Annotated in this window: 26 protein-coding genes and 2 riboswitches; of the genes, 14 read left to right on the forward strand and 12 right to left on the reverse strand. The window is 59.3% G+C overall.

The genetic code is table 11. The annotated features are described in order from the left end of the window. Positions 1-10: 10 nt before the first annotated feature. Positions 11-715 carry a FadR/GntR family transcriptional regulator gene (locus DESPR_RS09560; RefSeq protein WP_015724608.1) on the reverse strand — a complete coding sequence of 235 codons (705 nt, stop codon included), beginning with the start codon at positions 713-715 and terminating at the stop codon, positions 11-13. A 238-nt stretch (positions 716-953) separates the two neighbouring features. Here DESPR_RS09560 and DESPR_RS09565 point away from each other — a divergent pair, with 238 nt between their 5' ends. The 9 genes from DESPR_RS09565 to thiC all read left to right on the forward strand — a co-directional run bounded on the left by DESPR_RS09565 (position 954) and on the right by thiC (position 9,142). Beyond that, positions 954-3,314 carry an LTA synthase family protein gene (locus DESPR_RS09565; RefSeq protein ID WP_245529420.1) on the forward strand — a complete coding sequence of 787 codons (2,361 nt, stop codon included), beginning with the start codon at positions 954-956 and terminating at the stop codon, positions 3,312-3,314. 313 nt (positions 3,315-3,627) lie between these two features. Further along, positions 3,628-3,861: a NifU family protein gene (locus tag DESPR_RS09570; RefSeq protein ID WP_015724610.1), complete on the forward strand. Its 234-nt coding sequence runs from the start codon at positions 3,628-3,630 to the stop codon at positions 3,859-3,861. A 4-nt stretch (positions 3,862-3,865) separates the two neighbouring features. Then, a complete protein-coding gene (locus DESPR_RS09575; RefSeq protein ID WP_015724611.1) occupies positions 3,866-4,267 on the forward strand; it encodes a cell wall hydrolase in 402 nt (133 codons plus the stop codon). Positions 4,268-4,352: 85 nt separating this feature from the next. Further along, positions 4,353-4,443, forward strand: a riboswitch (TPP riboswitch). 88 nt (positions 4,444-4,531) lie between these two features. Further along, on the forward strand, positions 4,532-4,729 hold the full coding sequence (thiS, locus tag DESPR_RS09580) for a sulfur carrier protein ThiS (RefSeq protein ID WP_015724612.1): 198 nt from the start codon (positions 4,532-4,534) through the stop codon (positions 4,727-4,729). 3 nt (positions 4,730-4,732) lie between these two features. Then, positions 4,733-5,506, forward strand: coding sequence for a thiazole synthase (locus DESPR_RS09585; RefSeq protein WP_015724613.1), 774 nt, complete (start codon positions 4,733-4,735; stop codon positions 5,504-5,506). 32 nt (positions 5,507-5,538) lie between these two features. Continuing rightward, positions 5,539-6,648 carry a 2-iminoacetate synthase ThiH gene (gene thiH, locus DESPR_RS09590; RefSeq protein WP_015724614.1) on the forward strand — a complete coding sequence of 370 codons (1,110 nt, stop codon included), beginning with the start codon at positions 5,539-5,541 and terminating at the stop codon, positions 6,646-6,648. Next, positions 6,645-7,184, forward strand: coding sequence for a sulfur carrier protein ThiS adenylyltransferase ThiF (gene thiF / locus DESPR_RS09595; RefSeq protein WP_015724615.1), 540 nt, complete (start codon positions 6,645-6,647; stop codon positions 7,182-7,184). The genes thiH and thiF overlap by 4 nt, the downstream gene beginning before the upstream one ends. Next, a complete protein-coding gene (gene thiE, locus DESPR_RS09600) occupies positions 7,174-7,824 on the forward strand; it encodes a thiamine phosphate synthase (protein ID WP_015724616.1) in 651 nt (216 codons plus the stop codon). Before thiF ends, thiE begins: the two co-directional genes overlap by 11 nt. Positions 7,825-7,852: 28 nt before the next feature. Then, positions 7,853-9,142, forward strand: a complete 1,290-nt coding sequence (gene thiC, locus DESPR_RS09605; RefSeq protein WP_015724617.1) for a phosphomethylpyrimidine synthase ThiC — start codon at positions 7,853-7,855, stop codon at positions 9,140-9,142. Between the two features lie 72 nt (positions 9,143-9,214). Here thiC and msrB read toward each other — a convergent pair whose 3' ends face one another. Then, entirely contained in the window at positions 9,215-10,294 is a 1,080-nt protein-coding gene (gene msrB / locus DESPR_RS09610; protein ID WP_015724618.1) for a peptide-methionine (R)-S-oxide reductase MsrB, read from the reverse strand. Positions 10,295-10,492: 198 nt separating this feature from the next. Further along, positions 10,493-11,617, reverse strand: coding sequence for a D-alanyl-D-alanine carboxypeptidase family protein (locus DESPR_RS09615; RefSeq protein ID WP_015724619.1), 1,125 nt, complete (start codon positions 11,615-11,617; stop codon positions 10,493-10,495). Between the two features lie 359 nt (positions 11,618-11,976). Further along, a riboswitch (FMN riboswitch) is annotated at positions 11,977-12,126 on the forward strand. Positions 12,127-12,312: 186 nt separating this feature from the next. Between DESPR_RS09615 and ribB the strand changes: the two genes are divergently transcribed. After that, positions 12,313-12,975, forward strand: a complete 663-nt coding sequence (gene ribB, locus DESPR_RS09620) for a 3,4-dihydroxy-2-butanone-4-phosphate synthase (RefSeq protein ID WP_015724620.1) — start codon at positions 12,313-12,315, stop codon at positions 12,973-12,975. Positions 12,976-13,080: 105 nt separating this feature from the next. Here the strand turns inward: ribB and mpl are convergent, their stop codons facing one another. From mpl to DESPR_RS09635, 3 genes are all read right to left on the reverse strand, one after another. Then, positions 13,081-14,529: a UDP-N-acetylmuramate:L-alanyl-gamma-D-glutamyl-meso-diaminopimelate ligase gene (mpl, locus tag DESPR_RS09625; protein ID WP_015724621.1), complete on the reverse strand. Its 1,449-nt coding sequence runs from the start codon at positions 14,527-14,529 to the stop codon at positions 13,081-13,083. Further along, positions 14,526-14,708 carry a hypothetical protein gene (locus DESPR_RS17895; protein WP_043769930.1) on the reverse strand — a complete coding sequence of 61 codons (183 nt, stop codon included), beginning with the start codon at positions 14,706-14,708 and terminating at the stop codon, positions 14,526-14,528. Before DESPR_RS17895 ends, mpl begins: the two co-directional genes overlap by 4 nt. 184 nt (positions 14,709-14,892) lie before the next feature. Further along, complete coding sequence (locus DESPR_RS09635; protein WP_015724623.1) at positions 14,893-15,492, reverse strand: hypothetical protein; 600 nt, start codon at positions 15,490-15,492, stop codon at positions 14,893-14,895. 308 nt (positions 15,493-15,800) lie between these two features. Here DESPR_RS09635 and DESPR_RS09640 point away from each other — a divergent pair, with 308 nt between their 5' ends. The 3 genes from DESPR_RS09640 to DESPR_RS09650 all read left to right on the forward strand — a co-directional run bounded on the left by DESPR_RS09640 (position 15,801) and on the right by DESPR_RS09650 (position 18,592). Next, positions 15,801-16,271 carry a CYTH domain-containing protein gene (locus tag DESPR_RS09640; RefSeq protein ID WP_015724624.1) on the forward strand — a complete coding sequence of 157 codons (471 nt, stop codon included), beginning with the start codon at positions 15,801-15,803 and terminating at the stop codon, positions 16,269-16,271. Between the two features lie 205 nt (positions 16,272-16,476). Beyond that, positions 16,477-17,940 carry a catalase gene (locus tag DESPR_RS09645; RefSeq protein ID WP_015724625.1) on the forward strand — a complete coding sequence of 488 codons (1,464 nt, stop codon included), beginning with the start codon at positions 16,477-16,479 and terminating at the stop codon, positions 17,938-17,940. A gap of 148 nt (positions 17,941-18,088) precedes the next feature. Then, complete coding sequence (locus DESPR_RS09650) at positions 18,089-18,592, forward strand: bacterioferritin (protein WP_015724626.1); 504 nt, start codon at positions 18,089-18,091, stop codon at positions 18,590-18,592. Positions 18,593-18,716: 124 nt separating this feature from the next. Here DESPR_RS09650 and DESPR_RS09655 read toward each other — a convergent pair whose 3' ends face one another. Then, positions 18,717-19,130, reverse strand: a complete 414-nt coding sequence (locus DESPR_RS09655; RefSeq protein ID WP_052302091.1) for a hypothetical protein — start codon at positions 19,128-19,130, stop codon at positions 18,717-18,719. Positions 19,131-19,359: 229 nt separating this feature from the next. On the opposite strand from DESPR_RS09655, the gene ppk2 reads away from it, so the two are divergent. Beyond that, positions 19,360-20,286, forward strand: a complete 927-nt coding sequence (ppk2, locus tag DESPR_RS09660) for a polyphosphate kinase 2 (protein WP_015724628.1) — start codon at positions 19,360-19,362, stop codon at positions 20,284-20,286. 73 nt (positions 20,287-20,359) lie between these two features. On the opposite strand, the gene secA is transcribed toward ppk2, so the two are convergent. The 5 genes from secA to argS all read right to left on the reverse strand — a co-directional run bounded on the left by secA (position 20,360) and on the right by argS (position 26,210). Beyond that, positions 20,360-22,924 (reverse strand): preprotein translocase subunit SecA, encoded by a 2,565-nt coding sequence (gene secA, locus DESPR_RS09665; protein WP_043769933.1) that lies wholly within the window; start codon positions 22,922-22,924, stop codon positions 20,360-20,362. Positions 22,925-22,992: 68 nt separating this feature from the next. Continuing rightward, on the reverse strand, positions 22,993-23,496 hold the full coding sequence (locus tag DESPR_RS09670; RefSeq protein WP_015724630.1) for an N-acetyltransferase: 504 nt from the start codon (positions 23,494-23,496) through the stop codon (positions 22,993-22,995). 51 nt (positions 23,497-23,547) lie between these two features. Beyond that, the gene (locus DESPR_RS09675) at positions 23,548-24,099 is read right to left on the reverse strand and encodes a hypothetical protein (protein WP_015724631.1); all 552 of its coding nucleotides are present in this window, start codon (positions 24,097-24,099) and stop codon (positions 23,548-23,550) included. A gap of 11 nt (positions 24,100-24,110) precedes the next feature. Next, entirely contained in the window at positions 24,111-24,413 is a 303-nt protein-coding gene (locus DESPR_RS09680; protein ID WP_043769939.1) for a hypothetical protein, read from the reverse strand. 147 nt (positions 24,414-24,560) lie between these two features. After that, positions 24,561-26,210: an arginine--tRNA ligase gene (gene argS / locus DESPR_RS09685; protein ID WP_015724632.1), complete on the reverse strand. Its 1,650-nt coding sequence runs from the start codon at positions 26,208-26,210 to the stop codon at positions 24,561-24,563. Positions 26,211-26,217: the final 7 nt, after the last annotated feature.

Genomic DNA, 26,217 nt, shown 5'->3' on the forward strand with positions numbered 1-26,217 from the left:
TTCACGACATTCATTCAGTGGGCGGCTCGTCAAAAATAGCGCGTTCGATCTCGGCCAGATGATCGTGCATGGCCGCGCCCGCCGCCTCGGCGTCGCCGGCCTCCAGGGCATCAATGATTCGCAGGTGCCCTTCCACTGAAGCGTGGCGGCGCGCGCTCGTCTGCAGCCAGGTGGATCGGCTCTCGTTGAGAATCGACTGAATGGTGGTCATCACCTGAATCACGACCTGGTTGCCGGTACCGGCGGCCAGCAGGCGATGAAATTCAGCGTCCAGGCTATCTTCTTCCCGGCCGGCGATCACGGCGCGCTGCTGATCACAGGCCACGATCTTGAGACGGCCAAGAGCCTCCGGGGTTATCCGCCGTGCGGCCAAGGCGGCGATCAGCGGCTCGATCATCTGGCGAAACTCTATGATATCATGTACAAAACCGCTCTGCTCGCCGATGGCATCAAGAATCGCTTCGGCGGAACAGCCCCCCCCCAAAGGAGCGAGCAGATAGGTTCCGTCACCCTGCCGACTCTCGATGATCCCCCGCTCGGCCAGGATGTGAAATGCCTGCCTGAGACTGCCGCGCGACACCCCCAACGATTCGGCCAACTTTCGTTCCGGGGGTAGCCGATCGCCCGGGGCAAGCTCCCCATCGGCGATCATTGACTCAATCCGGTCAATAATCGCCCGATACGCGTATTTTTTTTCCTCTTTGGTTGCCGGCATACCCATCCTTCCCCCTGAAATTGGTTAACCAATACTGTATTTTTTTTTCCTGATCAACATGTTTCAAGCGTTGCCGCCAAAATTGGTTAACCAATACCCAGCCTCAACCTGGCGCAGCCGGCAACTCCCTCTCCGCAACCGCCCCGGGTTCGTTCCGCATAGTTCAAGCAATGCCTCTCCAAGTTGTGAATCATCACCGAGGGTGTAACTACCCGGAATTAACTACGGGTTTCAAAGATTGATAGGCGCAGCGCACGATCTCTGGAACCCGCAGTGCACTTCCTCCTCCAACCTAAACCGGTTGCTTCCCATCCCGTTCAATGGTATCAATGGTATATCTGCCGCTCGAGATTCTGTTGTCGTTGATTTTCCGCTGTTCCATCCCATCGCGGATGGGTGCAGCGGTCTTGCCAAGGTGTTTAGTCCCGCCATGAATAGGTTTTCTCCCCTCCGCCCTTCAGGTCGTCTTCATGCCAAGATGTGGTTTATCTCCTTCTTTTCCCTGTTAACCGTCTGTTTTATGCCTTTGCTCTGGCGCATGGTTCATTCCGGTGTCAGTCAACCCCTCGGTCTCCTCTCCGATGGAACGCTGGGCCTCCTGCTCCTGCTGTTCCTGACGCATATCTCTCGTTGGTTGCGCATTGTCGCTATCCTGCCGTGGGCCATCTTTCAACTGGTCGCCTTCGAACTGATGGCCGCGATGCAACGCTTGCCCAACTGGTCCGATCTGCAGTATCTGAAGGACTTGAAATTCCTCGACAACAGCATGGCCGGGTTTTCGCCCACCTCACCCCTGTTGACAGGGTTGCTGCTGACAACCGTCCTGCTGAGTTTGCTTCCGCCAATCAAACTCCACCCCCTGCCCCCGATACGCACGCTGACATTCGTGGTTATGCTGGCAACCGGGTATGGGATGCTCAGTTCTCACTCGGCTCACCAGGGCGTACTGGAGCGCTACTCCCCCCTGCACTGGCTGATCACCGACGCTCTCATCCATCGATTCATTCCCGCCACGTCTCCCCAGACCATTCCCCCACCCACAGGCCTGACCGCACTGGATCTAAATGGCAGGCCGTTGTTGACTGCGGGCAAGGCAAAGAATGTGCTCGTCGTGGTGCTGGAAGGAATCCCAGGATTGTATTACCCCGAGATAGCCCGAACAATGGGCGTGACCTCAGATAAACAGGAGATGCCGCTCTTTGCCGCCAGCACGGACGACGCTATGCTCGTTCCCGATTTTGCCGTACACAGCCATCAGACAATCCGCGGTCTCTATGCCATGCTCTGCGGCGATTACAGCAAACTGTCGTGGAGCACGCCCAAGGCTTTTGAACTGCAACACAATCAATCCCGAGCCCAGGATTGCCTTCCCGCTCAATTGGCGGCTCAGGGCTGGAGCACCCATTTTCTTCAGGGCGCCAACCTCGGCTTCATGGGCAAGGATCGGGTCATGCCGATGATCGGTTTCCAGGAGGTACACGGCAACGAATGGTTTACAGAACCCAACCCCTTCCCTTTTGAATGGGGGACGGTGGACTCAGTCTTTTTCCATGGAGCATGGCAGTATATTGTCGGCTTGCAGGCTCAGCAGCAGCCGTGGATGCTTACCCTACTGACCGTCGGCACCCATCAACCCTATGCCGTGTCGGATGAAGTAGCGGATCACTATCCATCGAAGAAAGCGGCGGCGGTGGCCCAGTTGGACCAAGCCCTCGCCCCTTTTATCGCTCAACTGCGTCGCGAAGGGGTACTTGAGGATACTCTGGTGATCATCACCTCCGATGAATCCCATGGCGCCAACCTCGGCCGCTGGGTCAGCAGTTGGGGGCTAGCGGTCATCCTCGCCCCCGAACACCTTCCCCGGATCAAACACGGCGGACACGGCCTAGTCGATATGACCGCTTCGGTCCTTGATTATTTCGGTCTACAGCCACCATCGACCCTAAGCGGACGAAGTGTGTTCCGTGACTATGACGCCCCCCGGGAGATGATCTCATACACCGCCTCCGAGAAGCGCTACCATACAAGCGAAAACGTACTGTATGTCTGTTCCGACGATGGCCTATGCAGGATGGGCAAAGCGTCTAGCATACTTGGCTCGTATGCGCTGCAACCCTTGCCGAGAAAAGAAAATGCTCGCAGGCACGATTATCTCACGTCCTTTTCCTCGACCCTGGACAAAAGTTTATCCGCACCTCAAGGAAATAGACGCCTAAAGTTTGCCAGCGGTGAACTGCGCCCCCTGCCCGAGACGATGACCAGTGAATGGGCCGACAATCTTATCGGCGCTCAATATCTTGATTTTCCAAAGAATTCACAGGTACATGTCTCCATCAAAGTGAAAGCTATTGACGCTTCCCGCAACGGTATTGCCTTGAAATTGCTGTTCAAACAAAGCGACACGCCCGTGAATGAAATTGCCTCGCCACAATTTCCTATTCTCTATACCGGGGAAGAGCACCGGGTTGAATTCACATTCGACAATCCGCACCCGCGGCAATCATTTTCTTTTCACCTCGTGGGCGAAGGAAAAGACAGCATTATTCAACTCGATGAGTTTGACGTTGCCGTGGATGAAGAGACCATTGAAAATACCTAACCAATGAACCGTGACGAATTCTTCGCACGGTTGGCGCGGTTGCTGAAAATGCCGCGCACTGCCATCCGCCACCAAAGGCGTAGCTCTGCCACCTCCGCCATCCCCTGTCGCCCCCGCCTCTACAGCCCGCATCCGCTGCCAGCCGAGGACATACGGAGACCTCTCGACTATATCATGAATTTTTTGTTGAATTTCCAACTGTTCCGATCCTGATCAACCCGCATTGGAATTGTTTTCTTGTCTGATCGATTGAGTAATGCTATAGTGTGCCCCATTCATGCTTCAAAATTGCAATGGAATGAAGGAGTCATTCATGGAACAATTGCAGGAAACCGTTATAAAAGTGCTGGCGCAAATCCGTCCCACCCTGCAACGGGACGGAGGCGACGTCGAGTTCGTCGAACTCGGACCGGATCAGATCCTCAAGGTCCGGCTCACCGGGGCTTGCCAGGGCTGCCCCATGTCCCGCATCACCCTGAAGGAGGGCATCGAGAAGTTCGTCAAGGGCGAACTCCCGACCATCCGGGCCGTAGAGGCGGTCGAATAGCGTCATGCCGCTTGGTTTTGTCGAAAGTCTGCTCTGGTTGAGCCTCAACGTCTACCATGAATCGCGCGGGGAGCCGGAAATCGGTCAGTTGGCCGTGGCCCATGTCACCCTCAATCGTGCCCTTGAAAATAACGCAACAATTGCCGATGTTATTCTGGCACCCAATCAGTTCAGCTGGACCTTTCAAAAAAAATCCTACGTCCCGCTTGAAATCAATCCGTTGCAGGAGAGTCTTCGGGTTGCCCTCAAGGCCATGACCACGCCGGATTTCACCAGCGGTTCCACCTTTTATCATCACGTCACCGTTGACCCGAAATGGGTGGTCGGCAAATCGTACATCGGCCAGTATGGTTCGCATAAATTTTACCGCGACAGCGATCCACCGATTTCGGCTACTGCCTTTTAACCGACCGATTTTTCACATCTTCCCCATGTTTTTCCCCCCATCCCTATCCCGGAGTTGACAAACGAGCCTATCTTTTTTATAGAACATCCATCGCGAGGGGTGGCGTAAAGCCTGAGATGATACCCATGGAACCTGATCCGGATAATACCGGCGAAGGGAAGCGGACAAGACAAAGAGGAACCGGGTGTACCCCGGTTTTCCGGCCTGCAAGCCGCTTGCCCTTCCCTGAAAGGACAAGCGGCTTTTTTTTATTGGGGAAACAGCATGGACCTGTTCGTTAACGGAGTCAAGGAAACCGCAGAGCCCTGTACCATCGATCAACTGGTGGCGCGCAAGGGGCTGGCGCCGGGGGCGCTGGTGGTGGAATTGAACCAGCAGATTATCAAACAGGAGCAGTGGTCGATCACGCCACTCAAGGACGGCGACCGGTTGGAACTGCTCAGTTTTGTCGGTGGAGGCTGACTCATGAACGATGACGTATTGACCCTTGGTGGCCGGACGTTTACCAACCGGTTGCTCACCGGCACCGGCAAATTTGCGTCCCATGCCCAAATTCCCCGGATGCTGGCGGCCAGCGGCTCGCAGATGATCACTGTGGCCCTGCGCCGCATCGACACCACCGCCCAGTCGGAAAACATCCTCGATTATATTCCCAAGAAGGTGACCCTCTTGCCCAACACCTCGGGTGCGCGGACGGCGGAACAGGCGGTGCGTATCGCCCGCATCGCCCGCGAGGCCGGTTGCGGCGACTTCATCAAGATCGAGGTGATCACCGACATGAAGTACCTGATGCCGGACAACTGGGAGACGCTCAAGGCCACCGAGATTCTGGCCAAGGAGGGGTTCATCGTCCTGCCTTACGTGCTGCCCGATCTGCCGCTGGCCAAACGGCTGGAGAATGCGGGGGCCGCCGCGGTCATGCCGCTGGGCGCTCCGATCGGCACCAATCGGGGCCTGGAAACCCGGCCGCTGATCGAGCTGTTGATCGACAACTGCACCGTGCCCATCGTGGTCGACGCCGGCATCGGCAAGCCCTCCCAGGCGGCGGCGGCCATGGAGATGGGGGCCGACGCGGTGCTGGTCAACACCGCCATTGCCACCGCCAAGGATCCGGAAGCCATGGGACGCGCCTTTGACCTGGCGGTTCGGGCCGGCCGGGCCGCCTATCTGGCGCAACTAGCGGAAGAATCGACCCTGGCCCGGGCCTCGTCGCCGCTCACCGGTTTTCTGGACGAATAACTCGTTGGTGTCGTCACCGCAAGGAGCAGACCATGTCCTATTTTGAGGTAGTCGAACAGTACAACGGCTTTGATTTTGCCGGTTTTTTCAACGGGGTGACCGAGGCGGCCATCGAGCGGAGCCTGGCCAAAAACAACCCAGGGGCGATGGATTTTCTCACCCTGCTCAGTCCCAGGGCGGCCGGACATTTGGAGGCCATGGCCCGCAAGGCCCATCAATTAACGGTACAGTATTTCGGTCGCACCATCCAGATGTTCATCCCGCTCTACATCTCCAACCACTGCAACAACGGCTGCGCTTACTGCGGCTTCAACCACAAAAACCCCATCCTGCGGCGCAAGTTGAGCCTGGAAGAGATCGAGGCCGAGGCCAAAGCCATTGCCCGCACCGGCATGCAGCATGTGCTCTTTCTCACCGGCGAGGCCCATCACATCACCCCCATGACCTATCTGGTCGATGCCGCCCGGCTGCTGAAACGACATTTTGCCTCGGTGGCCATCGAGGTCTATCCGCTGGCGGTCGAGGAATACCGGCAGCTGCACGAGGCCGGGGTCGACGGCATGACCATGTTCCAGGAGACCTACGACCAGGCGGTCTACAAGCGGGTGCACCTGGCCGGCAAAAAGATGGACTACCATTGGCGGCTCAACGCGCCCGAACGGGCGGCTCAAGGAGGCATGCGGGTGGTCAATCTCGGTGCCCTGCTGGGACTGGCCGAACCGCGTAGCGAGATCTTCTTCACCGGCCTGCACGCCCGCTACCTGGAAAACAAGTTCCTCGACACCGAGGTGGCCATTTCTCTGCCGCGCTTCAATGAAGCCGAGGGCGACTTCCAGCCCGACTACCTGGTGGACGACAGGACCTTTGTCCAGTTCATGACCGCCCTGCGCATCTTTCTGCCGCGCGCCGGTATCACCATCTCCACCCGGGAAAATGCCGCCTTCCGCGACCGCATCCTGCCGCTCGGCGCCACCCGTTTCTCGGCTGGTTCGAGCACGGGGGTGGGCGGCTACACCGAGATCAAGGTCGAGCAGACGCCCCAGTTCGAGATCACCGACAACCGCAGTGTCGATGAGGTGGCCCAGGCCATCGTCGCCCACGGCTATCAGCCGATCTATAAAGATTGGGATCGGATCGAATGAACATCGGTATTGCCGGGGTGGGCGGCATCGGCTCCAACGTGGCGGTCAACCTGGTACGCAGCGGCGTGGAGGCCTTGACGATTGTCGATTTCGACCGAGTGGAACCGTCCAACCTCAACCGCCAGTTCTACTTTGCCGACCAGATCGGCCGCTACAAGGTTGATGCGCTACGCGAGAATTTACAACGGATCCGACCGGAACTGCGCGTGGAAACCACGGTTGAACGGATTGATGCCGCCAACTGTCTCACCCTTTTTGCCGACTGCGACCTGATCGTCGAAGGCTTTGACCGGCAGGCGGATAAAAAAATGCTGCTGGAGGCCTTCGGCACCGAGCGGATCGTGGTCTCGGCCTGCGGCATCGCCGGCAGTGACTTGGGCTCCATTCGCATCCGCCGGATCGGCAACTGCCATATCGTCGGCGACTTCACCACCGACTGCAGCGAGGCTCCGTTGTTTGCCCACAAGGTCCTCACCGTCGCCAACCACATGAGCGCGATCATCCTCAGTCAACCAGGAGTTCTTCATGAAACATAGTAAACCTCTTTTTCCCGCCGGCATCTATGGCATCACCGCCGAAAAGTTCTCCGCCGGCCGGACCAATATCGAGGTCGCCCAACAGATGATCAGGGGCGGCATCCGCTTGATCCAGTACCGGGAAAAACGACCGCACAAGAGCTTTGCCGAGATGCTCGCCGAGTGCCGCGCCATTCGCGCAATGACCCGCGACGCGGGCGTTCTGTTCATCGTCAACGACTACCCCGATATCGCCCAACTGGTCGATGCCGACGGCGTCCATGTCGGTCAAGACGATTTTCCGGTGCCCGAGGTGCGGCGGTTGATCGGCCCGCACAAGCTGATCGGCCTCTCCACCCACGGTCCGGAGCAGGCGGCCGCCGCGTTGGCGGCTGGTGCCGACTACATCGGCGTCGGCCCGATCTTCAGCACCCAAACCAAGGAGGATGTCTGCGCTCCGGTTGGGCTGGGGTATCTTGAGCATGTGGTGCGCTCCTGCCCTCTGCCCTTCGTCGCCATTGGCGGTATCAAGGAGCACAACCTGCACGAAGTGGTAGCGCGCGGCGCCAAAACCGTGTGTCTGGTCACCGAAATTGTCGGCGCCACGGATATCGCCGCCACCGCCCGCCGATTGCAGGCGGCCTGCTCCGCCCCCCTTTAAACAACCCTTTACCCCAGGAGAACCGATCATGGCTTATGCAACCCAGATGGCCGCCGCCCGCCAGGGCGTCCTCACCCCCCAGATGCGGCAGGTACTCGTCGACGAAAAGATCCATGAATCCGACCTATTGGAGCGAGTTGCCAATGGTCGCATCGCCATCCCGGCCAATCGCAACCACAAAAATCTCGTCGCCAAGGGTATCGGTGCCGGCCTGACCACCAAGATCAACGTCAACCTTGGGGTATCCGAGGATTGCTGCAATGTGGACAACGAGTTGAACAAGGTGCGGCGGTCGATCGAACTCAAGGCCGACGCGATCATGGACCTGAGCACCTTTGGCGACACCCGCGCCTTCCGCCGGAAGACGGTGGAGATCAGCCCGGTGATGATCGGTACCGTGCCGGTGTATGATGCGGTGGCCCGCTACGGCAAGGAGGTGGCCAATATCTCGGTGGACGATTTCTTTGACGTGGTCCGTATCCATGCCGAGGACGGCGTCGACTTCATGACCATCCACGCCGGCTTGACCCGAACCGCGGTGCAACGGCTGCGCACCAATCCCCGCCTCACCCACGTCGTCAGCCGGGGCGGTTCGCTGCTGCTCGACTGGATGACAACCAACGACCGGGAAAACCCCTTTTACGAACACTTCGACCGATTGCTCGATCTCTGCCGCGAATACGATGTCACCCTCAGCCTCGGCGATGGCCTGCGGCCGGGCTGCTTGCGCGACGCCACCGACGCGGCCCAGATCCAGGAACTGATCGTGCTCGGCGAGTTGACCAAGCGGTGCTGGCAGGCCGATGTGCAGGTGATGATCGAGGGTCCGGGCCATGTGCCGCTGAACGAGGTGGTGGCCAACATGCAGCTGGAGAAAAAACTGTGCCACGGGGCGCCGTTTTACGTGCTCGGGCCGATCGTCACCGACGTGGCGCCCGGCTACGACCACATCACCTCGGCCATCGGCGGCGCCCTGGCCGCGGCGCACGGCGCTGATTTTCTCTGCTATGTGACTCCGGCCGAGCACCTGCGGTTGCCGGATGCCGACGACATGAAGGAGGGCATCATCGCCTCGCGCATCGCCGCCCATGCCGCCGACATCGCCAAGGGCATCCCTGGAGCCATCGCCTGGGACAACGCCATGAGCAAGGCGCGCAAGGAACTGGACTGGACCACCATGTTCAACCTGGCCATGGATCCGGACAAGGCCAAGGCCTACCGGGCCTCCTCTCAGCCCCTCGACCAGGAAGTTTGCACCATGTGCGGCGATCTGTGCGCGGTCAAGCGCAGCCGCAACATCCTTGAGAAAAAAGGATAAATTTTTCCGCTGCTCGTCCTACGAAGCGGCGATGGTTTTCACCAGCGACAGCCATCGCCGCTTCCCCCGAGGTCATGGCTTGTCAAACAATTTGCGGTACTGGCCGTAGCCCTCGGCTTCCAGTTTATCCTTGGGAATGAACCGCAGAGCAGCCGAATTGATGCAGTAACGCTGCCCGGTCGGCGTCGGGCCGTCAGCAAAGACATGGCCGAGATGGGAATCGCCATCCTTGCTGCGCACCTCGGTGCGGGTCATGAAATGACTCCTATCCTGCTTTTCGACAATGCCGGTCTTGTCGATGGGTTTGGTGAAACTGGGCCAGCCGGTGCCGGAGTCAAACTTGTCGATGGAACTGAACAAGGGCTCACCGCTGACCACATCGACATAAATCCCCTCTTCCTTGTTGTCCCAATAGGTGTTGTTGAACGGTGGTTCCGTGCCGTTGTTCTGGGTCACCTCGTATTGCAGGGGCGTCAGACGCTGTCTGAGGTCCTGCTGTTTGCCCCCTGACAGGGTATCCACGTTTTTCCAGGTTTTGTCCAGAAATTGGTCACGGCCGGAACCGGCCCGGTATCTCTTGTAGTGGAAGGGATTTTTCTTGTCGTAGTTCTGGTGGTACTCCTCAGCTGGATAGAAGCGTGGCGCCGGCAGGATGGGCGTGACGATCGGTTGAGGGAAGATATTGCTGGCCGCCAGCCGCTGCTTCGATGCCTCCGCCTCCTGCCGCTGCTCTTCCGAGAAATAAAAGATCGCCGTGCTGTAGGCATGGCCGCGATCAACAAATTGGCCTCCCGCATCGGTGGGGTCAATCTGCCGCCAGAAGATCTCAAGCAGCCGTTCGTAGGCAACCCGGCGCGGATCGTAAACCACCTCCACCACCTCGATGTGGCCGCCGGCCGAGTAATTTTCATAGGTGGGATGGTCGGTGGTACCGCCGGCGTATCCGGATTGCACCGACAGCACGCCATCGACTTGGGTGAACGGCGGCGCCACACACCAAAAGCAGCCGCCGGCAAACAGGGCCCGCTGCGCCCCCTCGGTCTCCAGCCCTGTACTGGCCTGGGGAGCGCCGCCGTTGAGCGGATCAACAGCGAACATCATGCCTGCGGCGAAAACAAAGAACCATCGGGACACACGGTGAAACGGATACATGGCGCGACCTCCCCTCCTCTGGCTTAATTTAAGAATGAATATTATCCATTATCATAAGACCGTTTTCCGGAGTTGTCAGGGCATCATTTGTCTCGCATTTTCTCCCCTCCATGCGGTGGAGAGAACGGCGATAAAAAACCCCCTGTCTGCTGATGCGAGCAGACAGGGGGTTGGGCAGTGGATGCGTTGTGTTTCGGATTAGTCGCGGCTTTTGTATTTGGTGCGGACACCACCTGAACGCCGTTTCATGAGAAAACCGGCAAGGACGAAAACGCCGAGGAACACCAGAAAACCTGCACCCAGACCGATGAAAAAAATGCCCCAGCCGTTTTTTCCAGCCTTGGCCGGTGGGGCTGCCTCGCCTTTTCCTTCCGTGGTGGAACCAGCTGTCCCTTGGGTGGTTGTACCCGAGGTGTCAAAAGTAACGGGTGCTTGCGGCGGCGCAGTCACGGCGCTCTGCGGCGGAGCGGCCGCCGTTTCAGGCTTGGGCGGCACGATGGCAAACCCCTTGGCCAGCAACTCCACGGCCTTGGCATCACGCACCTTGCGATCCTTGCTGCCCATGACCAGGGTGATGATCCGTACCCCCCCTTTCTTGGCGGTGGCGGCAATGGAAAAACCGGCCGCCTGATAGTAACCGGTCTTGAATCCGTCGCAGCCGGGCACCTGGGTGAGCAGCTTGTTGTGGTTGCGCATGATGAACTTGTCTTCGCGGAAGCCCCGGGTCTGGGTGCCGGTGTATTTCAGCGCCTCGGGCCGCTTAGCCAGTTCCCGACAGAGGATGGCCAAGTCGCGGGCCGTGGTCACATCCGGTTCCTGGCCTTCCGACGGCGGCAGGCCGTGAACTGAGTGAAACACGGAATGCTTCATGCCCAGAGCCTGGGCCTTCTGGTTCATCAGGGCGACAAACCCTTCCTTGGACCCCGCGATATGGGTGGCCAACGCGACCGCCGCATCATTGGCCGATTGCACCATCAGGGCGTAGATCAGCTCCTCCACCGAAAACTGTTCCTTGGGGTCAAGGTACACCTGGGAACCGCCGGTTTTCGAGGCCTCAACGGTCACCGGCACCATCTCGTCCAATTTCAGCGCCCCCTGCTCGATGCGATCAAGGATGACGTAGAGGTCCATCAACTTAAGCACGCTGGCCGGATACACCTTGACATCGGCATTGGATTCGAACAGCACTTTGCCGCTGTCGGCCTCGATCACCAGGGCGGAAACATAGGGGTCCTGGGAAATGACGGCGAGCGGGGTGCGCGCGGCCCGGACTGACGGGGCCATGAGCAGCAGAACAAGGGCACAGAGGATCAAACGCTTCATAATGCTTTCTCAGCTCCTGATCATTCGGCGCCTCACGTACGGACGGCAGCCGGGAAATTCCGGGACACAGCAACCAAGACAAAAGAACGAACAGGATGGGTGCGCACCATCAAGCCTTCTCTTCCCGTGATCCTGCGAAACGATGTACAAGCGGCCGCGAACCCTCGTGCATGCACGAAAACCACCGCCACCATGGTGACGATTACTTACTGTCGAAGCGCTTGACTGTCAAACATTTCTTCCCCCTGCCCCGGAAAACCGCGCCTGTCCGTATTCAAAGAGCTCAACAATATCGGATCGTTGTCACGGATAGGGAGGGGAAAGACTTGCCCCGGCCGGATGATTGCGGTATGGTGGCCGCCTATTCTCAGGGCAGGGTGCAATTCCCTACCGGCGGTATGTCCACCCTGTGGACGAGCCCGCGAGCGCCTGCCGCGTTTGGGCAGGGTCAAGCAGATCCGGTGAGAAGCCGGAGCCGACGGTGATAGTCCGGATGGGAGAGAATGAGGTTAACGGTGGAAGACCGTGCCGCCGAACGGAAGGCAGCGAGGCATGCAGGGGATGGTTTGCCCGGCGTGTTCGAGTGCCGTCTTTCCGGCGCGGCAGGGCTTGTCCGCCCAAGACCGAAAAACCGGCATGGGGCCGGTTGTTCCCGCATGCCCTGATTCTGGTCACTGATTGTTCAGGAGGAAACCATGAATCAGACCCACGATATTTCGCTTTTATCTCGCTTCGGCACATCCCAGCAACGAGTGCACAAGGCACTGACCGCGCTCAATCACGGACACGGCGTCCTTCTGGTCGACGACGAGGACCGGGAGAACGAAGGCGATCTCATCTTTGCCGCCGAACACCTGACTACCGCCCAGATGGCCCTGCTCATCCGCGAATGCAGCGGTATCGTCTGTCTCTGTCTGACCGATGAACGCATCCGCCGACTGGAATTACCGATGATGGTCAACCACAACACCAGCAAGAACGGTACCGCCTTTACCGTGACCATCGAGGCCCGCGAGGGGGTAACCACCGGCGTTTCCGCCCAGGATCGGGTCACCACCATCCGGACCGCCATCGCCCCCGAGGCACGGCCAACGGATCTGTCCCATCCCGGCCATGTGTTTCCCCTGCGGGCTCAGCCGGGCGGCGTGCTCACCCGGCGCGGCCATACCGAAGGCACGGTCGACCTGATGCTGCTGGCCGGTTTGCAACCGGCCGGGGTGCTGTGCGAGCTGACCAATCCGGACGGGACCATGGCCCGCTTGCCGGAAGTCGTGACCTTTGCCGAGCGGCATGGCATGCCGGTGCTGTCCATCGAGGATCTGGTCGCCTACCGTCAGACCCACCTCGCCGCCGCCTGAGCCTTTCGCCGCGACGCGCATCCCACGACACCCGACATGCGGCATTCCCGGGCAATCCGGGCGTTGCATGTCGGGTCACCACCAATCTGCCACAAACGGCCACTCTCAAGGCGCTGGATGTTCGAGCAGGGTCAACAGTCGCTGATGAATGTTGTCAAATCCGCCGTTGGACAGGATGACCACCACGTCACCGGGTTGGCACTGGCGGGCCAGGGCGTCGAGAATGGCCTCGGTATCCGTATAGGCATGGGCCTGGATGCCCCGCAACGCAAGGTCGGCGGCCAACTGGCCAGAGGAAAACTGCTCGCTGATCGGGACCGTCTCCAGCGGCACATGCTCGCGAATCAACACCTGATCGGCCGAGCCGAAGACCGTGGCATAATCCTGTTGAAACACCGCCCGGCGGCTGGAATTGGTGCGTGGCTCGAAGACCACCACCAACCGGGTGTCCGGCCAGGCCAACCGCAGGGCCTGCAAGGTTTCGCGCACTGCAGTCGGATGGTGGGCAAAATCGTCGACCACGGTGATCCCCCGCACCACCCCGCGCACCTGCTGCCGTCGCTTGACCCCCTCAAACGAGGCCAATCCCTGGACAATGGTCTCGAAGGCAAATCCCAGATGACTGAGCAGGGCAATCACCGCCAGGGCGTTGAGACAGTTGTGCACTCCCGGCATGGGCAGGCGGCAGCGGCCCAGTGGTTGCCCACGATGCACCACGGTGAACTCGCTGGCCAGACCCCGCACTTGGAGATCCACCACCCGCCATTCGCAGCCGCTGCCCCTGCCGTAGCCGATCACCGGACAGAGGGCCACCTTGGCGAGTTCCGCCACCACTGGGTCGTCGAGATGGGCCACCAGGGCGCCTTGCGGCGGAATACGGCCGATAAACTCGGCAAAGGAGGCCTTGATGGCCGCAAGATCGGCAAAAATGTCGGCATGATCGAATTCCACCGAGGTGAGGATGGTGCAATGCGGGCGATAATGCTGAAATTTTGACACCTTGTTGAAAAAGGCGGTGTCGTACTCGTCCCCCTCGACCACGAAGTAGGGGCCGTCGCTGACGTTTGCGTTGCGGCCAAAGGCCTCGACCAGGCCGCCGATCATGAATCCAGGGGTGGCACCGATACGGTGCAAGGTGGTGGCCAGGAGGGAGGAAGTGGTGGTTTTGCCATGGGTGCCCGCCACCACCAAGGATTGCTTGCCCTCGAGAAAGAAATGGCCCAGGGCCTGGGGCATGGACAGGTAGGGGATGCGCAGCCGCGCCAGTTCGATGGCCTCGGGATTGGTGATCCGCACCACGTTGCCGACGATCACCAGATCGGGTCGGCCGGTCAGGTTGGCGGCTGCATAGCCGGCCATGACCTCGATGCCCAGATCAGCGAGAAAATCGGACATCGGCGGATAGACGTTCTGATCCGAACCGGTGACAGTGAATCCCTTCTGGAGCAGCATGGCCGCCATGGCCGCCATGCCGGTGCCACAGATACCGATCAGGTGGATATGCTTGGGATTGGCGGGTGCCGCGTTCAGGGCCGGGTCAAGTAAGCCGCTCATCGGGGGCGCACCGTCCGCTCGATGGCTCGATAGATCCGCTCAAAGGTGTCATCAAAGGAAGAAGGGGTCAGGCGTCCCACTTCAATGAACTTGACCACGATTTCCTTGGCCACTTTGAAGATGGCCTCGTCGCTGATCTCCCCACGGCTCTGCTGCCTGTTTTTGTCGTCATTCCCCACGGTTACACCTTTGGTTCTAGGGACAATAAAAAAACCCCTGTTACAGGAAGAAGGCCAATTCTTTACCAAGTGCAACAGGGGAGAACCACGCTCACACGGAAAAAACCTCGCCAGCATTCCCCGGGAGGCCATGGTTTTTCTCAACGCAACAGGGGCAGGCCGCAACCGCCCCTCCTTGATCTTTTTAGTTTTTTTCCAGGGTCAAAAAATCGATCGCCTCGCCGTAGGCGAGCAGATCTTCGCGGGCCACCTGACGACCTTTGATGGTCACCACAAATCGGGACGCCACCACCACGTACAGTTCTCCTGTCTTTTTGGCGCTGTCGTATTTGATGATTGCCCTTTGACCGTTGAGGGTTTCCAGCTTACCGCCACCGGCGCCGGCAAACATGGGATTGTTGACCATCATCAGCACCGACTGCAACACCGGTGAATCGGAGACGATCTCCACACTGAGACTTGCGGCTCCCTTTTTATAATCGCGGCTGACCGTGACACCGCCGCCGAGAATGGCGGCGCCCAAAGCCTGGGCAGTCGCTTCCTTGCCTTCCCAGCCGGACAGGGGTTCGGGCAGCAGGGCCTTCATCCGTTCGCTCTTCTGCTGACGGACCAGTTGGGCGGCATAGTCGAGATTGGACGCGGCGCCGGTATAGTCACCGGCCTCATACTGTCGGGTCGCTTCCCGGATGGTGCTGAGCACGTTGTCCTCGGCCCGCAACGGCAGGGAACCGAGAACCATCGTCACAACAAGGGCAACGATCCGTATCAGGATTTTTTCGAACATGGGTCTCCAAACAGTGACGCGGGGGCGAAAAATTCTGCTCTGTGATACCAGGAGGCGCTGGAGGTGTCAAGCAAAGATCAGGTCTCGCGCCTGTGGGCAATACCGACAAACCACACCATAAATCGGCCAATTAGCACAAGACGCTTTCCACACTGTCGATGGGAAAATGCCCCTCACCACCGGCCCTTCCTTGCCGCCGTCCAGATCCACAGCCTGCGACCCGCAGGCTTGACAAGCGGGACGATCTTTCCTTAAGTGCGAGCAGACTACCTCCCTCCCCTGATGTTCTTTTCCAACAGGAGACCGCCATGGGTCTGGAAATCGAGCGTAAATTCCTTCTTGCCAACGACGGCTGGCGCGGCTTGGCCAAGGGTGTCGCCTATCGCCAGGGATATCTCTGCGCCAGCAAAGAGCGATCAGTACGGGTGCGAATCGCCGGCGACCAGGGTTTTCTCACCATCAAGGGCGCCACTGTGGTGGCGACCCGCAGGGAATACGAGTATCAGATTCCCCTGGCCGATGCCCACGCCATGCTCGACGATCTGTGCCCGCAGCCGCAGATCGAAAAAAAGCGCTACTCCATCCCTTATCAGGGGTTTGTGTGGGAGGTTGACGAATTTTTCGGTCTCAACCACGGGCTGATTGTGGCCGAGATTGAACTGGACCGAGAAGATCAACCGTTTGCCCGTCCGGAGTGGATCGGTCAGGAGGTCACCGGCGATAGCCGTTACGCCAATGCCGCGCTCTGCCTCCACCCCTATTCCACCTGGAGCAGGTAATGCCTCGTCCTCGGGTGGGCGGAGACGCTCCACTTGACCGCTTCTCTTACCAATCAGTAACTATTAAGGGAAATTCTTTTGTCAGAAATATTCTTATTTGATATTGACATGCACTCCCGCTTTTGGTTAGCTTAGCCGCACAATGATTGCCCCTCGACAATTTGGCCCGCACCATGATCGTCAATTCCACAGAGAGGAGGTTCCGATGCAACAGGACAAAAAAAAGCTGACCACCAACGCCGGCGCTCCGGTTCCCGACAATCAAAACGTCCTCACCGCTGGACCGCGCGGTCCGCAGCTGCTGCAGGACGTCTGGTTCCTGGAGAAACTGGCCCATTTCGACCGTGAGGTCATTCCGGAGCGGCGCATGCACGCCAAGGGCTCCGGAGCCTATGGCACCTTCACCGTCACCCACGACATCACCCAATACTCCCGCGCCAAGATTTTTTCTCAAATCGGCAAGAAAACTGACCTATTTCTCCGTTTTTCGACCGTGGCCGGCGAGCGTGGCGCGGCCGACGCTGAACGCGACATCCGCGGCTTTGCCGTCAAATTCTATACCGAGGAGGGTAACTGGGATCTAGTGGGCAACAACACCCCGGTCTTCTTCCTCCGCGATCCGCTCAAATTCCCGGACCTCAACCATGCGGTCAAGCGCGACCCGCGCACCAACCTGCGCAGCGCCAAGAACAACTGGGATTTCTGGACCTCCCTGCCCGAGGCCCTGCACCAGGTGACCGTGGTCATGAGCGACCGGGGCATTCCCGCCACCTACCGCCACATGCACGGGTTCGGCAGCCACACCTTCAGCTTCATCAACGCCAAAAATGAACGCTACTGGTGCAAGTTCCATTTCAAATCGCAGCAGGGGATCAAAAACCTCACCGATGCCGAGGCCGAGACCCTGATCGGCCAGTGCCGCGAGAGTCATCAGCGCGACCTGTACGATGCCATCGAAAAGGGCGACTTCCCCCGCTGGACCATGTATGTCCAGGTGATGACCGAAGAGCAGGCCGCCAAACTGCCCTATCACCCCTTTGACCTGACCAAGGTCTGGTACCATTCCGACGCACCGTTGATCGAGGTCGGCGTGCTGGAACTCAACCGCAACCCGGACAACTACTTTGCCGAGGTCGAGCAGGCCGCCTTCAACCCAGCCAACGTGGTGCCCGGCATCAGTTTTTCGCCGGATAAGATGCTCCAGGGGCGGCTCTTCTCCTATGGCGACGCCCAGCGCTACCGTCTCGGGGTCAATCACCACCTCATCCCGGTCAATAGGGCCCGCTGCCCGTTCCACAGCTACCATCGTGACGGCATGATGCGGGTGGACGGCAACCATGGTTCCACCATCGGCTACGAGCCCAACAGCTACGGCGAGTGGCAGGAGCAGCCCGATTTTTCCGAACCGCCGCTGGCCTTGAGCGGTGCCGCCGCGCACTGGAACGCCCGCGAGGATGACAGCGACTACTTCACCCAGCCGGGCAAGCTCTTCCGCCTGATGACCAAGGAGCAGCAGGAGGCCCTGTTCGGCAACACCGCCCGCGCCATGGGTGACGCGCCCAGGGAAATCAAGATCCGCCATATCGGGAACTGCCACAAGGCCGACCCGGAGTACGGCAAGGGCGTGGCCGCGGCTCTGGGCATTCCGATGAGTGACGTCCCGGTCTAACCATCATTCCCCCAACAGAGAACGCACGGGCGGACGCGGAGTTTTTCCGCTCCGCCCGTTGGTTATTGTCGACGGGGTGGTGTTCGGGTGCTATACAACACACCATTCCCCTTTTTTCTTTTTTCTTAACCACGTAAAGGTGAACGCCATGCATGACAACAGCATCAAACTGCTCAATCAGGCGGTGAGCGAAGAGATCGCCGCCCTCCACCAGTACATGTATTTTCATTTTCATTGCGACGATCAAGGCTACGACCTTCTGGCCGGCCTGTTCAAGCGGACAGCCATCGAGGAAATGCTCCATGTGGAGCGGCTGGCCGAACGCATCCTCTTCCTTGGCGGCGACGTGGTGATGAAAGCTTCGGACGAGGTAAAGCCGGTCCAGGACGTCAACGAAATGCTGGTCATGGCTCGGCAGATGGAACTGGAAAGCGCCGAGCATTACAATCTCTGGGCCAACGAATGCGGCGCCGGCGCCGACAGCGTGTCCAAAAAGATCTTTGAAGATCTGGTGGTCGACGAGGAGCGCCATTACGACCAGTATGACGTGGAGTTGGGCAACATGAAGAAATTCGGCGCCAATTACCTGGCCCTGCAGTCGATCGAACGCAGCAAAACCCGCGCTCAAATGCAGCCGGCGGCCGGCGAATAAGCAACGCGCAACGAGAAAAATCTTGTGACAAAAAACTCGCCCCGACACGGATCGGCGGCGAGTTTTTTTTGTAGACACTCCCCGGTTCCGCCGGGGGGGAAGCCATTGAGACCAGCAGTGCCGATTAACGGCCCACGGCTGCCGCGTAGGCATCCTCGATCCGCGCTTCCACATAGCTGAGCGCCTCGGCGGTACAAGCCTCCAGATCAAAACAGAGGGCATCCTGGCCAAGCAGGCCGCCGGGTACAAAGGCGCCACGCTCCTCCGGATCCCGTACCATGTCGCCGAAAAAACAGACCGACAGCCACCTCGGCTGGTCCTCGATCACGTCGACCATGACAAACAGGGGCCGTTCCTGGCCAGGGACCGAGGCCCGAAGGGAATAGGTCACCCCGGGACGGGGATGAAACGCGAGCTGGACGTCCTTCTTGCTCATCAACAGCTCCTGCAACCGAACAAATCCCTGTCTGTTTCCTTCCGGGGTTGCCGCCCAGGCTTCAACAAAGGCGTTGACCGCCTGCCGTGTTTCGTCCATCATCGTTCCTCCCCACCGCCGACCGGTTGACCGGTTGACCGCTCAGCAGCTCATTTGCGTTCAAAAAAGATGTGCCTTCCTGGATTTTTCCTGTATCCATGGTAGGTTGATATATACCTGAATACCGTCGTGTACCACAAAAAAATGCGCCGGCCGCCATTTCCGCATGGTCCTGTCCATCAGGGAATACAGGACATTGCTGCAACCTAAAACCGTCACAGAGGAGAGATTCATGGGGGAGAAAAAGAAGAAAGGGGAAGGCAAAGAGAAAAAAAACGCGCCGGAAACTGTGGTCGACTTCAGGCTGCAGGAGGGAACGGCCCTGCGGTTTAAAGACGAAAAAAAGGATGACGACCACCTGGCCGTCTGGGTAAGCAAGGCTGTTCTCGCCTACGAAATGGAGCTGAAAAAGTTGCAGATCGAACTGATGAAGCTGCAGCAGGATATGAAAAAACAGGGCACCCGGGTCTTGGCCATCTTCGAGGGGCGCGACGCCGCCGGCAAGGGCGGGACCATCAAACGGATCTCGGCCTTTCTCAACCCGCGCAATACTCGCATCGTCGCCCTGACCGCGCCCAGCGACAAGGAGGCGACCCAGTGGTATTTCCAGCGCTACGTCCCCCACTTGCCCGCGGCGGGCGAGTTGGTGCTCTTTGACCGCTCCTGGTACAACCGGGCCATGGTCGAACCGGTGATGGGCTTCTGCACCGATGAGCAGCACAAGCGCTTTCTCAAGGACGTGCCGCTGTTCGAGGAGATGCTGGTCAAGGACGGGATCAAGCTGTTCAAGTTTTACTTCTCGGTGTCCAAGGAAGAACAGGCCAAGCGGTTTGAATCGCGCAAGACCGACATCCTCAAGCAGTACAAGCTGTCGCCGGTGGACAACCTGGCCCAGACCTACTGGGATCAGTACACGGTCAAGAAGTTCCAGATGCTCAACGAATCCAATCGCACCCTGAGTCCCTGGACCATCATCCGCTCCGACGACAAGAAAAAGGCGCGGCTCAACTGCATCAAGCACCTCCTTGCCAACCTCGACTACGACAAGAAGCTGCCGGCCGAAGAGCTGGCCGTTGATCCCGAGATCGTCATTTCCGGCATCGACGAGATCAAGCACATGGAGAAAAACCTGTTTGATCCCGGACGGCTGCGGGGATAGCCCAAAAAAAAGCCGTCAGCCCCGCTGGGGACTGACGGCTTCGCACGTGCGAACTACGACGGAACGGCCTTCTTCAAGCGGTCTGACCGCAGCATTTCTTGTATTTTTTTCCCGATCCACAGGGACAGGGGGCGTTGCGGCCGACCTTATCCTCGGTTCGCAGCACCGGCTTGCGCTCCATGTCAGCCGTTCCGACCGCCGCCGCGGCATTCGACCGTTTAGCCTCGGCAAGCTCTTGCTCGCGTTGCTGGCGCCGCTCCTCTTCCATCCTCGCCAGCTCGTCGTCCTGGACGATCTGGATGCGCATCAGATTGGCCACCGTATGCTGTTTGACCGCCTCGATCATGGTCATGAACAGGTTGTAGCCTTCCCGCTTGTACTCCAACAGCGGATTCTTCTGGCCGTAGCCGCGCAGGCCGATGCCCTCCTTGAGGTGGTCCATGTGCAACAGATGTTCCTTCCACAGGGTGTCGACCATCTGCAGCAGCACCATCCGTTCCAGCTGGCGCATCTGCGACTCGCCGTTGCGGGCCTCCTGCGATGCATAGGCCTGACCGATCGATGCCCGCAGCTTGTCGACAAAGGTATCATGGTTGAGCTCCTGCCGCTCCTCCTCGGGCCAGTCAAGCTGCAGGTTGAACAGCTGCCCCACCCGCTCTTCCAAAGCGGGCCAATCCCACTCCTCGGCCGCCACCCGGCCGGGGGCGAATTCATCCGCCACCTGGGCCACGAGATCAGCGATCATGTCGTCGATGATCGGCCGGACGTTGTCGCCCTCGAGCACCTCGCGGCGCTGGCTGTAGATCACCTCGCGCTGCTTGTTCATGACGTCGTCATATTCAAGCAGGTGCTTGCGGATGTCGAAGTTATGGCCCTCGACCTTACGCTGGGCGTTTTCGATCGCCCGCGACACCATGGAGTGTTCGATGGGCTCGTCCTCTTCCATGCCCAGCTTGTCCATGATCGAACTCAGCCGGTCGGAACCGAAAATGCGCAGCAGGTCATCCTCCAGGGACAGATAAAACCGGGAGGAACCGGGATCGCCCTGGCGTCCGGAACGACCACGCAGCTGATTGTCGATACGCCGGCTTTCATGGCGGCTGGTGCCGAGGATATGCAGCCCGCCCAGCTCGCGCACCCCTTCGCCCAGCTTGATGTCGGTCCCGCGGCCGGCCATGTTGGTGGCAATGGTCACTCGACCCTTCTGGCCGGCGCCGGCGATGATCTCGGCCTCGCGCTCGTGCTGCTTGGCGTTGAGCACGTCGTGGGGAATGCCCTCCTTGGTCAGCATCTTGGAGATCTTCTCGGAGATGTCGATGGAGATGGTGCCCACCAAAATCGGCTGCCCCTTTTCATGGAGTTCCTTGATTTCGTTGACGATGTTCCGGTACTTGGCCGCCTGGTTCTTATAGATGACGTCGGCGTAGTCCTTGCGGATCATCTTCTGATGGGTGGGAATGACCACCACGTCGAGGTTGTAGATCTTCTTGAACTCCGGCGCCTCGGTGTCGGCGGTGCCGGTCATGCCCGCCAGCTTCTTGTACATGCGGAAATAGTTCTGGAAGGTGATTGAGGCCAGCGTCTGGTTCTCCTTCTCGATCTTAACCCCCTCCTTGGCCTCCAGGGCTTGGTGGAGGCCGTCGGAGTAGCGCCGCCCCTCCATGGTCCGGCCGGTGAACTCGTCGACAATGACCACCGCCCCGTTCTTGACGATGTAGTCGACATCCCGCTGAAAGATGACGTGGGCCTTGAGCGCCTGGTTGACGTGGTGCAGGTGGTTGATGTTGCGTGGATCGTAGAGATTGTCCACCTCCAGCAGCTCTTCGGCCAGCCCCACGCCTTCATCGGTGAGCATGACCTGGCGGGATTTCTCGTCCTTGGTGAAGTGTTCCTCGGGCTTGAAATGGCGCATGATCCGGTCGACCTTGAGGTACAGATCGGTGGACTGTTCGGCCGGTCCGGAGATGATCAGCGGTGTGCGCGCCTCATCGATGAGGATGGAGTCAACCTCGTCGACGATGGCGTAGTTGAAGCCGCGCTGGCAGTAGTCCCGCAACGAAAATTTCATATTGTCGCGCAGGTAGTCAAAGCCGAACTCATTGTTGGTGCCGTAGGTAATGTCGGCTCCGTAGGCGGTGCGCCGCTCGTCGTCGTTCATTTCGTGAAGGATGCAGCCGGTGCTCAAGCCGAGGAACCGGTAGACCTCACCCATCCACTGCACGTCGCGGCGGGCCAGATAGTCGTTGACCGTGACCACATGCACGCCCTTGCCGCTCAGGGCGTTGAGATACACCGGGGCGGTGGAGGTCAGGGTCTTGCCCTCGCCGGTCTTCATCTCGGCGATCTTGCCCTGGTGGAGGACCATGCCGCCGATCAGCTGCACGTCGTAGTGGCGTTCGCCGAGCACGCGCTTGGCCGCCTCGCGGACCACGGCAAAGGCCTCGGGCAGCAGGTCGTCCAGGGTGGCACCCTGGGCAAGCCGTTCCCTGAACTCATCGGTCTTGGCGGCCAGTTCCGCGTCGGACAACGGTTCGACCGTGGCCTCGAGATCGTTGATCACCCGGACGACGCGCCGGTACTGCTTGATCATCCTGTCGTTTTTACTGCCGAAAATTTTAGCGAGTGTCCTTCCTAGCATTATGGGGTCTCCATCGAGGGCCATCCGCCCTCGGGATAATAAGAAAAAGAGAGGAATTCCGCTTTGAATCAGGTGGCGGAGGTGCGGCGTTCAGCGGTGCGGATCAGTGCATCCTCGTCGCAGTCGGGAAACTTGGGGCAGTGGATGCAGTCGCTCCAGATCTTATGGGGCAGATCCTGTTTGTCGCAGTCCTTGAAGCCAAACTTGCGAAAAAAGGCCGCCTGGTAGGTGAGGACAAAAACTTTGCCGATTTCGAGACTGTTGGCCTCATCGAGGCAGGACTCCACCAGCAGGGCGCCGATGCCGCATTTCTGCCGCTCCTCGGCCACCGCCAGGGAGCGGATTTCGGCCAGATCGTCCCAGCAGATGTGCAAAGCGACAATGCCCAGGACCGTGCCGTTTTCCTCGTAGACCACAAAATCGCGCAGATGATCGTAGAGGGAACTGATTGATCGGGACAGCATCAGTCCCTTGTTGGCAAAGGTGGCCAGCAGGGCGTGAATGGCGCGGACATCCCCCATCCGGGCCGGGCGAATCCGCCCGGATATCGGTTGTTGCTTGTGTTCAGACATAGAGCTCTCTTCCGTGTTGATTCGAGCGCCCCGCATGCGCTCTGCGTTCGCTTATTCGGGCTGCTCTTCCAGCCGATGCTCCTCGATCACTGGATCGGGAACGGCCAATTTGCGATAAAAAAACCAGTTGCCTTCACCGGCAGCCACGCCGATGCAAAAGACCAAAAGGACATTGAACCAGGTATCGGGCACCAGCAACAGGAGAAGCGCCAGACCAATGGCCGCTCCATAGACGGCACCGGTGACGAGATGCATGGTGGTCGTGGTCCAAAAGGAGCACTTGCGCGCCAACAGCCCGGTCACGGGTCGGGCAACGGCGAAAAAACACAGGTAGGAACAGAGCAGCAGCGGCAAAAAACCGTACACCGCCCAGGTGACAATGATTTTATGCACGTCCTGTTCTTGGTGCATGCCCCCGGATTTCATCAAGAAGAAAGCCAGCAGGGTGAGCAGATGGGCGAACAGGAAGAAAGCCACGGCCGAAACGGCCGGCGCATACCAGGCCGCATGCTCCCTGACATGCTGATTGATGGCCTGGCGCGCTTCCCTCGTTAGAGAGCCGCGCGCCCTGGGCACGCTTTTTCGCTTTCGTCGAACACCCATTGCGTTTGTCGCTATTCCGGTTGCTTGAGTTGCGGTGATTGCCGTGTCGATGCGTTCCCGCTGGCCGCTTGGCCGGGAAGCGGGGCCACCTGCTCAACGGCAGGGGGTGCCTTCTGCTCCCTGGGCGGAAAAAGAATGGTTTGTCCTGCCCAGATTCCCAGCACAAACATCCAGAAAAACAAGAAGAAACAGACAACCACCAGGCCGAACATCCCGCGCCAGCCCAGTTCAATGCGAAACGGCTTGGCCTTGCGCGGTCGCGGCCTTTCCCCAGGGGGGGCTTCCGGCGGGGCTTTTCGGGTCAACAGTTCCATGGCTGTGTGCGGTTCCTCTCCTTGCCCAGGAATGCCAATCCCTTGATGTCCCTTCGGGGTCCGGGGGGAGGCACGCGTTCTTTGTTAAGTATTGCCGGGAAAAAAGCAAGCCAGAAAACAGGAAAAGATGCGCGACCGATCCGCCGGTTACATTGTCTCCGGGGCGCGGAGGCCAATGAGCGTGAGCCCGTTGCGGAACACCCGTTTCAGGGCCCCGCACAGATACAGGCGAGCGCGGCTCAACTCGGGATCATCGCCCAGCACCTTGTGCTTGTTGTAGAAGCCGTGAAATTGTCCGGCCAGGTCCATCAGATAGAAAACCACCCGATGGGGCGCCAGATCGGCCGCGGCGCCAGCCACCAGCTGGGGATACTCGGCCAGGGTCTTGAGCAGGCCATACTCCTCGGGTTCAGCCAAACGGGCCAAGATCTGGTCCGGGGTTCCAACGTTCACGCCCTGCTCCCGGGCTTGCCGTTCGATGCTGCACAGCCGGGCATGGGCATACTGCACGTAGTACACCGGGTTTTCCTGGCTCTGCTTCTTGGCCAGATCAAGATCAAACTCGATCAGGTTGTCGGGCTTGCGCATGAGGAAGAAAAAACGCAGAGCATCCGGACCGACCTCGTCGACCAGTTCATCCACAGTGACAAAGGTGGCCTTGCGGGTCGACATCTTGACCTGCTTGCCGTCGCGCAGCAAGGTGACAAACTGGTAGAGGACCACGGTGATCCGGCTGTCGTCATGGCCCAACGCCCGCACTCCGGCGAGCACGTCGGGCACGGTGGCGATGTGATCGGAGCCGAACACATTGATCATCCAGTCATAGCCGCGCTTGAACTTGTCGCAGTGGTAGGCGATGTCCGGCAACCGGTAGGTGGGCTCGCCGCTGCTTTTGATAATCACCCGGTCCTGTTCCTGGCCGAACTCGGTGGTCTTGAACCAGGTGGCTCCCTCTTTCTCGTACACCAGATTTTTTGCCCGCAGCTCCTCGACCACCTGGTTGACGCGGCCGTCCTCATACAGGGTGTGCTCGTTGAAATAGGTGTCGAACCCGATGCCGATTCGTTTGAGGGTGGCGTCGATGTCGGCGAAGATGGCCCGTTGGGCCCGCTCCTTGAAAACCGCGAGCTCGGCATCCTTGAACCCGTCTCCGGCCTCGTCGATCATCGCCCGGGCGATGTCGTAGATATAGTCGCCCTGATAGCCGTCCTCGGGAAAAGTATTGGCCAAGCCGAGCAGTTCCAGGTAGCGCGCCCGGGTCGATTCCCCCAGCACCCGCATCTGGCGGCCGGCATCGTTGAAGTAGTATTCCCGCTGAACCGCGTAGCCGCTGGCGGTCAGCAGCCGGGCGATGGTATCGCCGAGCACCGCGTTGCGGCCATGGCCGACGCTCAGGGGACCGGTGGGATTGGCGCTGACAAACTCGACCAGCACCCTGCGGTCGGCGCCGTTGGTGGAGCGGCCAAAATGGGCGTCCTGCTCGTAAATGGGGGCGAGCACCGTGACCCAGATCTTCTTGTCGAGAAAGAGATTGATGAAACCCGGACCAGCGACCTCCACCCGCTCGATCATCGACTGACCGCCGAGCAGCTCCGCAAACTGCGCGGCCAGGTCACGCGGCTTGCGTTTGTCGATGCCAGCGGCCACCAGGGCAAAATTGGTGGAAAAATCACCCTGCCCTTCGCGCTTGGGCACCTCGACGGTGTAACGGCCGCCAGCGGCCTCGCTCCAATACCCTTGTTTGACGCCCTCGGTGAAACAGCGGTCAACAATTTCTTTAACGTGTGATTTGATCATGCCCTAA

Origin of the sequence: Desulfobulbus propionicus DSM 2032 (assembly GCF_000186885.1) — a bacterium.
Classification (GTDB): domain Bacteria; phylum Desulfobacterota; class Desulfobulbia; order Desulfobulbales; family Desulfobulbaceae; genus Desulfobulbus; species Desulfobulbus propionicus.